Source organism: Pseudopedobacter sp. (assembly GCF_040392825.1).
In the GTDB taxonomy this organism is placed as follows: domain Bacteria; phylum Bacteroidota; class Bacteroidia; order Sphingobacteriales; family Sphingobacteriaceae; genus Pseudopedobacter.
Genome location: NZ_JBEBVH010000165.1, coordinates 1 through 9074, shown reverse-complemented (window position 1 = coordinate 9074; position 9074 = coordinate 1). Strand labels below are relative to the sequence as shown.

Here is a 9074-nt window from a genome sequence, read left to right as displayed (position 1 = left end):
TTTCCACAAACACAATCTACTTTACCTCTGTTTTCCAATAAAACAGCTTATGCAGGAAAACGAGCATACATGGTGGAAAGAAGCGGTTATCTATCAGATTTATCCACGCAGTTTTAAAGACAGTAATCATGACGGAGTAGGAGATTTAAGAGGAATCATTTCTAAACTGGATTATCTGGAAAGTTTGGGAATAGATGCTGTTTGGCTGAACCCGATATTTACTTCACCGAATGATGATAATGGCTACGATATTTCAGACTATTGCAATATCATGCCCGAATTTGGAAGCATGGCTGATTTTGATGAGCTTTTGGCCGGTTTGCATAAGAGAGATATAAAGTTGATTCTTGATTTGGTAGCCAACCATAGTAGTGATGAGCATCCCTGGTTTCAGGAATCCAGAAAGTCACGAGACAATCCATACAGGGACTACTACCATTGGTGGCCTGCCGAAAATGGTAAACCATCGCAGCGGGAAAGCTATTTTGATATTGACCGCGATGCATGGAAGTATGATCCACAAACCAATGCTTTTTATCTGCACTATTTTTCCAGAAAGCAACCAGACCTGAATTGGGAAAACCCCAATTTAAGAAAAGAGATCTATAGGATAATCAAATTCTGGTATGATAAAGGTGTAGATGGTTTCCGTATGGATGTTATACCATTTATATCAAAGGATACCACCTTTCCAGAAATTCCCCATAAATACAATGGTAATTTCGGAGACTTTTATGCGCAGGGACCAAACCTTCATGCTTACCTAAAGGAAATGAACAAAGAAGTATTAAGCAGATATCCCAAAACGGTGAGCATAGCAGAAGGAGTTGGTGTAAAAACAGAAGATGTACACTTGTATATAGATCCGGAAAGAGAGGAATTGGATATGCTTTATCATTTTGAGGGAATGAGTATAGGCTACGTTCCGGGCGGTTTTAAGGAGTTACACCCCGATGGATTTAGTCTGTTGGAATTTAAACAGGTTTATACCAAATGGGATAAAGCCTTTGGGAAAGGGTGGGGAACCATCTATTTGGGTAATCATGATCAGCCCAGAATGCTCACGCGTTGGGGTAACGATTTGCCGGAATATCGCGATGTATCAGCAAAACTGCTACATACATTTCTCTTGACCATGCGGGCAACACCTTTTATTTATTATGGTGATGAAATTGGTATGGCCAATATCAAGTTTGATAATATTGCCGACTATCGTGATATCGAAAGTATCAACATGCACCAATACCTGAAGTCTACAGGCGGAGATTTGCAGCATTTTTTAAACGTACAAAAGCTCACGGCAAGAGATAACGGAAGAACACCTTTTCAGTGGGATGATACCAAAAATGCGGGCTTTACCGAAGGAACCTCGTGGATAAAAGTAAACCCGGATTATAAAGAGATTAATGCAGTTAAGCAAGAAGAAGACGAAAGCAGTGTGCTCAATTATTTCCGGAAATTAATAGCCTTAAGGAAAGAACACAAAACCTTAATTTATGGCGAATATCAGCTGCTCGACGTAACCAACAAGGCAGTATACACTTATAAACGAAAAGATGTAAACGGAGATTTTATTATTCTTTTAAATTTTACAGATTCTGATGCCAGTATAACCTTAGCGGAAGATATTCGGCATGCTCAATTGATAATTTCTAATTATAACGATCTTAACCTAACACAACCAATATTAAAGCCTTATCAGGCTGCGATATTAAAGATGGCGGATTAAGGCATTATAATGGAACACAGATACTGTAAATTAAATAAAAAAGCCGGTGAATCATCACCGGCCTTTTTATGTTTAAAAAATCTAAAATTAAAATTAGTCTCTTCTGCCTAACAACATAGAAGCATAATAAACTAAAGTTGCTAAAGATGAAAGTGCAGCAACAACATAAGTCATAGCAGCCCACCATAAAGCGTTTTTAGCCTGTTGATGTTCAACAGTTGTTTGCATAATACCTTTGTTTGCCTGTAACCAGGCTAAAGCCCTGTTACTTGCGTCAAATTCTACAGGAAGGGTAACAAAGCTGAAAATTGTTGTGATAGCCAAAGCACCAACCCCAATTGCTAAAACATAAGGATTACCACCAAAAGCCATTAACAAAACGCCTATCATTAACACCCATTGCACTAAGTTAGAAGCAATGCTCACAATAGGAACCATTGCAGATCTGAACTGTAACCAGCTATATGCTCTGGCATGTTGTACAGCGTGACCACATTCGTGGGCCGCAACAGCAGCAGCAGCAATACTTCTTCCGTGATAAACATCCGGAGATAAATTTACTGTTCTGTTTTGTGGGTTATAATGATCTGTCAGTTGCCCTTCGACAGAAATAATTTCAACATCATAAATTCCGTTGTCGTGTAACATTTTTTCAGCAATCTCGGCTCCACTCATGCCAGAGCTGAGCGGAATTTCAGAGAATTGCTTGAATTTGCTCTTAAATCTCCACTGTACAATGAAACTGATAACTGCAATACCAATAAAAAGAATTAATGCCATAGTTTTTTCTAATTAATCAAAATTCAAAGTTCAAAAATCGTTCCCCTCTTGGTCTTGTAATATCATCAAAAAAGGAGGAAAAAGGCTTTATAAACCATTAGTCCTGATTTTTTCTATCTCAATAATAATAAAATTCTTTTAGTAAATAATTAACGGACTGACAGAATTGTAGTTTTGTTACGCAGAATCAGAAATTTTGACAGAACTATAACGATTTATGCAGTATATAGTCGTCCAAAATATACTGGTGATAAGGTGTATCTATAGCCTTAACGATTTTGAATCCAATCTTTTCGTAGAAAGATAAAGCGGGGTTATTCCTGTTTACAAAAAGTTCCAATACAGATGCCCCTTCTGCCTGAGCAATTTGGGAAACTTTGTTTATCAAATGTTTACCAATGCCTTTGCCCTGAGCTTTCGGGTCTATATATAATTTATGGATTTTAATAATATCGGGATTTTCTGTTTCGGAGTAGCTGGAGAAACCCAAAGGGTTTCCTTCTTCTTCGGCAATTATAAAACGATGCCCGTTATTTATTTGTAATTGTAAGGCCCCTTCGGTATAAAATTCATCCAACATGGTTTTGATCTGTTCCTTAGAAAGTATTTGGTCATAAGCAGACCACCAGGTGTTATGTGCCAGTTGGTGAATAATCTTTAAATCTTCCTTTTGAGCAAACCTGAGCGTTATCATAAACTTTCTGCGATAAAAATAAAGTTGTTGGCAAATGTAAATTTGTAAAGGCCATCCCTTTCTGTTATAAAGGAATTGGTCGAAAAAGGTTTTAACCCTTCGTAATGTAAATCGTCAGCTTTGGATAGAAGGTGCACTTGCTCGTGGGCAGGTTTCCACTTGCTAAACCCAGATTTTATTGTAAAGGCTCTTTGGTTTTTGTTTAGAAGTACTATATCTATATCCCCTACAAATTTCGAATAAGGATCAATATTAAAGTTCTCCACAATAACGTTTACAGCGGGATAACCCTCTTCTATGAGAAAAAGAAAAGCGGTGTCCAGAAGCTGGTTATGCGTTGCTTTTATAAATTTCGTATGCTCTTGTGTAAAAGAGTGCGCATCTTCATCGCCAACAATTACATCAATTTTGAGGCCTAAGGAAGCTATCTTTTCAACCGCATTTTTTAATACAACTACTGTTGGAGACCACTCCAGAAGCTGACCCAGATTTTCTAAATCAAAATCATGAAGGTCAGCAATTAACAGAGCTGGCTCTTGTTTTTCTCTGATGATATGATGTGAAGACATTTTAGTCTGCTTTAGACCCTTCGTAAAGTTCGTATTCCAAAAGTCTGCAATCGAGCTTTCCGTTATAAAATTCTATCCTTCTGGAAGCCCTGAGACCAATTTTCTTTGCCAGGTCTGGGTTTCCGGTAAAAATATAGCCATAGTAACCCTTGCAGGATTGTTTCATAAAATCGCCCATGCGTTTGTAGGTCACTTCTAGTTTAGCATGTACGCCCAAACGCTCACCATATTCCGGGTTGAACATGATTGCCCCTTTCCCTTCGGGAATTTCAGTGTCGGCAAAATCACAAACCTGAAAATCGATCAATGTATCAACTCCGGCAGTTTTTGCATTCTTCCTGCTTATTTCCACAGCATCTTCCGAAATATCCGAAGCAATAATTTTTATATCAACATTTTTAATAACCTGATCTTTCAATCTACGACGCTCTGCAAAAAATACTTCCTCTTCATATCCCATAATATGCATAAAGCCGTAATTCATTCTGAAAAGACCCGGAGCTCTGTTGGTGGCAATAAGTGCCGCTTCTATAGCTAAGGTTCCCGAACCGCACATGGGGTTTACGAAGTTAGACTTTCGGTCCCATTTTGTGGCATAAATAGTTCCCGAAGCCAGCGCTTCCAGCATAGGTGCCTTTCCCGGGATCTTTCTGTAGCTATGTTTTGCTAAAGTTTCTCCGGAAGTATCCAGAAAAATTTCTGCTTTTTCATTTTTCCAGTAAAGGTGCACAACTGTTTTTGAATAATCGGCACCAGAGTTGGGTCTTATCTTGTGAACAGACTTAATTCTATCCGCGATGGCGTCCTTAACTTTTAAATTTGCAAATAATGGAGTCGTAATTGTTGGGTTATCCACATTTGATGTAACAGCAAAAAAGCCACTAAAATCAATCAGTTTTTCCCACTCTATCCCTGTTACTTCCTGGTACATTTCATCGGGGGTATTTGCCCTGAATTCTTTCATGCTATATAGTACCTGACTGGCACATCTGAGGTTGAGATTCAGCCTGATACATTCATTTATACTTGCTTTTAATTCGACACCTGTCGGGAAAGTTCTGACAGGTTTAAATCCAAGATTTTTAACCTCATCTTCCAGATAAGGAGCCAATCTTTTATTACAGGTTATGATAACCTTTGAAGGAGTGTTGAAAACTTGCGCCATAAGAATGTGCAAATTAACGATAAAAATATAGAGATTTGGGTCAAGTTTTTTAAATACCCTTTAGGAGATGGATGTAAAAGGAAAAGTTCATGAAGTTTCGGAGGTAATGAATGTTACCGACACGTTTAGAAAAAGAGAACTAGTTTTAGAAATTGCCGAGAATCCGCAGTATCCGGAATATGTGAAGTTTGAAGCAATACAAGACCGTTGTTCATTAATGGACCCTTTAAAAGCGGGGGATGATGTTGAGGTTTTCTTTAATTTAAAAGGAAGACCCTGGACAGACCCTAAAAGTGGCAGGAAAAACTACTTCAACACATTACAGGTATGGAAAGTAAATGTGTTGACAGGTCAGGGAGACATGTCTGCTCCTGCTCCACAATATGCGCCGCCAGTAGATATGAGTGCTGCGCCGGGAGAGGATGACGATCTTCCGTTTTAATTAGCCTATTTTCTGATTACAATGCGATAAAAAGCGGCACCTATCCCAATGGTGACCGCTTTTTCTGTGTTAAATTATGTTAAACCAATACCTTAACCACGCTTCAATTTTTTATATTTGATTGGGTATGAAGCGAAAGAGCATAAGTTTTATTATCGGATTAATGAGTTTGGCAATGCTGGGAGTTATTGCCATGCAGTATTATTTTCTAAAGGAATCTTATGTGCTTAAATCCCAGCTTTTCGATCAATCGGTTAATGATGCACTCAAAACTGTTGCGCTAAAAATTGAGCGAAGCGAGGCTGCGGAGTTTCTGGCCAAGCGGGCCGATTCTGATAAAAAACAGGAAGAAGAACAGCGCCTGAAAGAAAAATTACGTCTGGCAAGAAACGAAGACCGTAAAGGTTTAAAAGAAGACCCTACCCTGACTTTTATCAAAAAACTTAAAGCAGACCAGGCCAAGTCAGACAGCTTATTTAGGGTACGGGACAGCTTGCTGAGAAATCGCTACCCGAATATTCTGGTGTACAACGGACCTATAAAGGTAGATCTGAATGACAATCTGGGAAATGTACGCTACGATTTTGAAGAAATAATTGATGAGTCGGGTTACAGGCAAGTTGTAAAGGAAACTTATTCCAATTCGTATAAGCCTAATAAATTTGCAAGCAAAGCCGGACATGTTGTTATCGATTCTATTAAACAATATGTTGTTGTCGACCCAAATTTAGGACCTATTGTTAAAACTTTGGGTAAACCGAATTATCTGTCCAGCATATCGCCGAAGCAATTAGCCGAAGCTAACCGTAAAGAACTTCTTCAAAAACAAAAAGCCAGAGAAGTGAAACTTTACCTGGACTCTCTGGAAAGTTTAAAAAACAGGAGAGACATTTTTGATGATATCGCTTCGGAATATCAGCGGGTAAATATTCCATTAACCAAAAGGATTCAGAAGCATGTATTGGATTCCCTGTTGATATTGGAGTTGGCAAATAACGGTGTTTTAATGAACTTTAATTATACCGTTATCACCAATAATAACCAGGTTATTTTTGCCAGTCAGCGCCATTCTGAAGAGAATTTCGAAAAGAACGTATATAAAACCGCCCTTTTCCCAAGAGATATGGTCCGGGATGGGGGAATTTTAAAAGTGAGTTTTCCGGATAAAAAGACCCTCATTTTAAGTAATATGGATACCGTTCTGGTTTCATCTGGTGCGCTGTTACTTATTTTGTTAGGATGTTTCTCATTTACTATTTTTTCTATCCTCAGACAGAAAAAAATCTCTGAAATGAAGACCGATTTCATCAATAATATGACGCATGAATTCAAAACGCCTGTGGCCACTATCATGATTGCCAGTGAGGCATTGAAAGATCCGGAAGTTAACGATGATAGAGAAAGGGTTAAGCGCCTGGCAGGTGTTATTTATGATGAAAATGTTAGGCTGGGAGATCATATAGAGCGTGTACTGAATATCGCTAAGATTGAACGGGACGACTTTAAGCTGGAGAACTTACCGGTAAACATCCACGATTTAATAGTTGGTGTTACCGACAGCATGAGTTTACAATTACAAAAAAATAATGCTAACGTAGATTTACGACTGAATGCTACTTCACCATTAATAATGGGAGATGAATTGCATTTAACCAATGTCATCTACAATTTAATGGATAATGCCAATAAGTATGGTGGCGAAAATCCGGAGATAACCATAACAACGTACAACAAAGGGAAAGAGCTGGTGCTCACTGTAGCTGATAAAGGAATTGGTATGAGCAGAGATCAGCAAAGTAAAATATTCGATCAGTTTTATAGAGTGCCGAAAGGGAATGTTCACGATGTAAAAGGTTTTGGGCTTGGCCTGAATTATGTTAGTATGATGGTTAAGAAAATGGGCGGTTCGGTAAGTGTGAAAAGTGAAAAAGATGTAGGTTCGGAGTTTGAATTAAGATTTGTATCTTACAAATATGACTAAAAAACGAGTGCTTTTGGTGGAAGATGATCCCAATCTGGGAGCAATTCTTGAAGACTACCTTTCTTTAAAAGGTAAGTTTGATGTTAAGCTGTGTAAAAATGGAGAGGAGGGTTTGAAGGCTTTTACTGCCGGAGAATTTGATATATGCATTCTTGATGTGATGATGCCGAAGAAAGACGGACTTTCTCTGGGCAGGGATATCCGGAAAATTAACACTACAGTGCCCATTATTTTCGCGACAGCGAAAGGTATGCTGGAAGATAAAACCGAAGCTTTTGGTTTGGGAGGAGACGATTATATTACCAAACCTTTTAGAATAGAAGAATTGCTGCTTAGGATTAACGCTTTGTTAAAGCGTGTAGGCAGTCAGGAAGGATCTGCTGAAGAGAAAATAAAAATCTTTAATATTGGCGAATATGTCTTTGATTACCAGAGCCAGGTGATTGATAGAAACGGAGATCAGCAAAAATTAAGTACGAAAGAGGCAGAGTTGCTTAGACTGCTTTGTCTTAAAATGAACGATGTACTTACCCGCGAAGAAGCTTTACTTCAAATATGGCATGATGATAATTACTTCAACGGCAGAAGTATGGATGTTTTTTTAAGTAAATTAAGGAAGTATCTCAGAGATGATCCGAAGGTAGAGATCATCAATGTTCATGGAAAAGGGTATAAGCTATTGGTAAGCTAATTTTCATCATCCATCTTTATTTGGTGTTTCGTTTGAAAAAATCAACTATATCAGGAATAGTCTGCTCTGGGAATTCGTGTCCGCCATCACTTTCCTGTATTACAAGTTCTGTATTATAATTTCCGCGATAATACATTTTGTCGCCACTTTTTTCACCATTACTTACAACCCCAAGGTTACGTTTAACCAGAGGGATCGATTTTATTTGGTTTTCATAAGGCACTGTTTTATCGTTTTTCCCAATATACATCCAAACAGAGATGGGCAATGCGCCGGAAATCATTATACCTCCCTGTGCAGAAGCAGAACATATTGCCGATAGTTTATCACCTCTTTCTTTCCATAATACATTGGCAAACCGGGCGCCGTTAGAGTGTCCAACCACATAGATACGATGATAATCTATTTTATATCTGCGGTCTAAGTCTTCGAATACCTGATCGAAGAAATTGATATCCCGATTTTCCAGATCATTCGGAAAGATCTGCCACCCATTCATTTTTCCCATAGGATCTAGTTTTGACTTCCTTCCTGGAATACCTTCCATAAATACAATTAAAGCTTCTTTATAATGATTCTGAAAATCTAATTTCCTGCTCACAAGATTGGCATTTCCCCCATGTCCGTGGAATATGAAAACCACTGGAATTTTGTCGGTTTTCTTAGATTGTTCGTATATCATTACTTTTCTGGGAATACCATTTATATTATAAACCTTTGTTGTTTGAGCAAAGGAACTAGCGTAAAAACAGATGAATAGGAAGCAGTATTTAATCATATGCATTGAGTTTGCTTTTTTGATTACATTCTCAATGAAAAGTTTAATGCTGTGTATAAGTTGGTATTCGAAATGGGATGAGTTTAATTTAATCGGGTTGTTCTTAGGGCAAGGAGAGCGGTTATCAATGTAAAGAGAGATAAGCTCCTGATAAGCTGAAAAATTCCTAAATTAAAGGAAATTTTAACTTATGAAATTTCCTTCACTCCATCAGCTTGGGTTAGACTTCTTAACAGTATGCAAGC

Annotated in this window: 9 protein-coding genes; 4 read left to right on the top strand and 5 right to left on the bottom strand. The window is 38.1% G+C overall.

The genetic code is table 11. The annotated features are described in order from the left end of the window. On the top strand, window positions 1-1729 hold a 1729-nt coding region (locus ABWO41_RS12055; protein WP_353138104.1), incomplete at its 5' end, for a glycoside hydrolase family 13 protein. 93 nt (window positions 1730-1822) lie between these two features. Here ABWO41_RS12055 and ABWO41_RS12050 read toward each other — a convergent pair. The 4 genes from ABWO41_RS12050 to ABWO41_RS12035 form a co-directional block, all read right to left on the bottom strand. Beyond that, window positions 1823-2509, bottom strand: a complete 687-nt coding sequence (locus ABWO41_RS12050; protein ID WP_353138101.1) for a zinc metallopeptidase — start codon at window positions 2507-2509, stop codon at window positions 1823-1825. A gap of 205 nt (window positions 2510-2714) precedes the next feature. Next, window positions 2715-3203: a GNAT family N-acetyltransferase gene (locus ABWO41_RS12045; protein WP_353138098.1), complete on the bottom strand. Its 489-nt coding sequence runs from the start codon at window positions 3201-3203 to the stop codon at window positions 2715-2717. Next, window positions 3200-3772: a thiamine pyrophosphokinase gene (locus tag ABWO41_RS12040; protein ID WP_353138095.1), complete on the bottom strand. Its 573-nt coding sequence runs from the start codon at window positions 3770-3772 to the stop codon at window positions 3200-3202. The genes ABWO41_RS12045 and ABWO41_RS12040 overlap by 4 nt, the downstream gene beginning before the upstream one ends. Window position 3773: 1 nt before the next feature. Continuing rightward, window positions 3774-4937, bottom strand: a complete 1164-nt coding sequence (locus ABWO41_RS12035) for a THUMP domain-containing class I SAM-dependent RNA methyltransferase (protein WP_353138092.1) — start codon at window positions 4935-4937, stop codon at window positions 3774-3776. Window positions 4938-5004: 67 nt separating this feature from the next. On the opposite strand from ABWO41_RS12035, the gene ABWO41_RS12030 reads away from it, so the two are divergent. The 3 genes from ABWO41_RS12030 (at window position 5005) to ABWO41_RS12020 (ending at window position 8051) form a co-directional block, all read left to right on the top strand. Further along, the gene (locus ABWO41_RS12030) at window positions 5005-5379 is read left to right on the top strand and encodes a DUF3127 domain-containing protein (RefSeq protein WP_353138089.1); all 375 of its coding nucleotides are present in this window, start codon (window positions 5005-5007) and stop codon (window positions 5377-5379) included. A 127-nt stretch (window positions 5380-5506) separates the two neighbouring features. Continuing rightward, window positions 5507-7360, top strand: a complete 1854-nt coding sequence (locus ABWO41_RS12025; protein WP_353138086.1) for a sensor histidine kinase — start codon at window positions 5507-5509, stop codon at window positions 7358-7360. Next, entirely contained in the window at window positions 7353-8051 is a 699-nt protein-coding gene (locus ABWO41_RS12020; protein WP_353138083.1) for a response regulator transcription factor, read from the top strand. Before ABWO41_RS12025 ends, ABWO41_RS12020 begins: the two co-directional genes overlap by 8 nt. Before the next feature lie 16 nt (window positions 8052-8067). On the opposite strand, the gene ABWO41_RS12015 is transcribed toward ABWO41_RS12020, so the two are convergent. Further along, window positions 8068-8829 carry an alpha/beta hydrolase family protein gene (locus ABWO41_RS12015; RefSeq protein WP_353138080.1) on the bottom strand — a complete coding sequence of 254 codons (762 nt, stop codon included), beginning with the start codon at window positions 8827-8829 and terminating at the stop codon, window positions 8068-8070. Window positions 8830-9074: the final 245 nt, after the last annotated feature.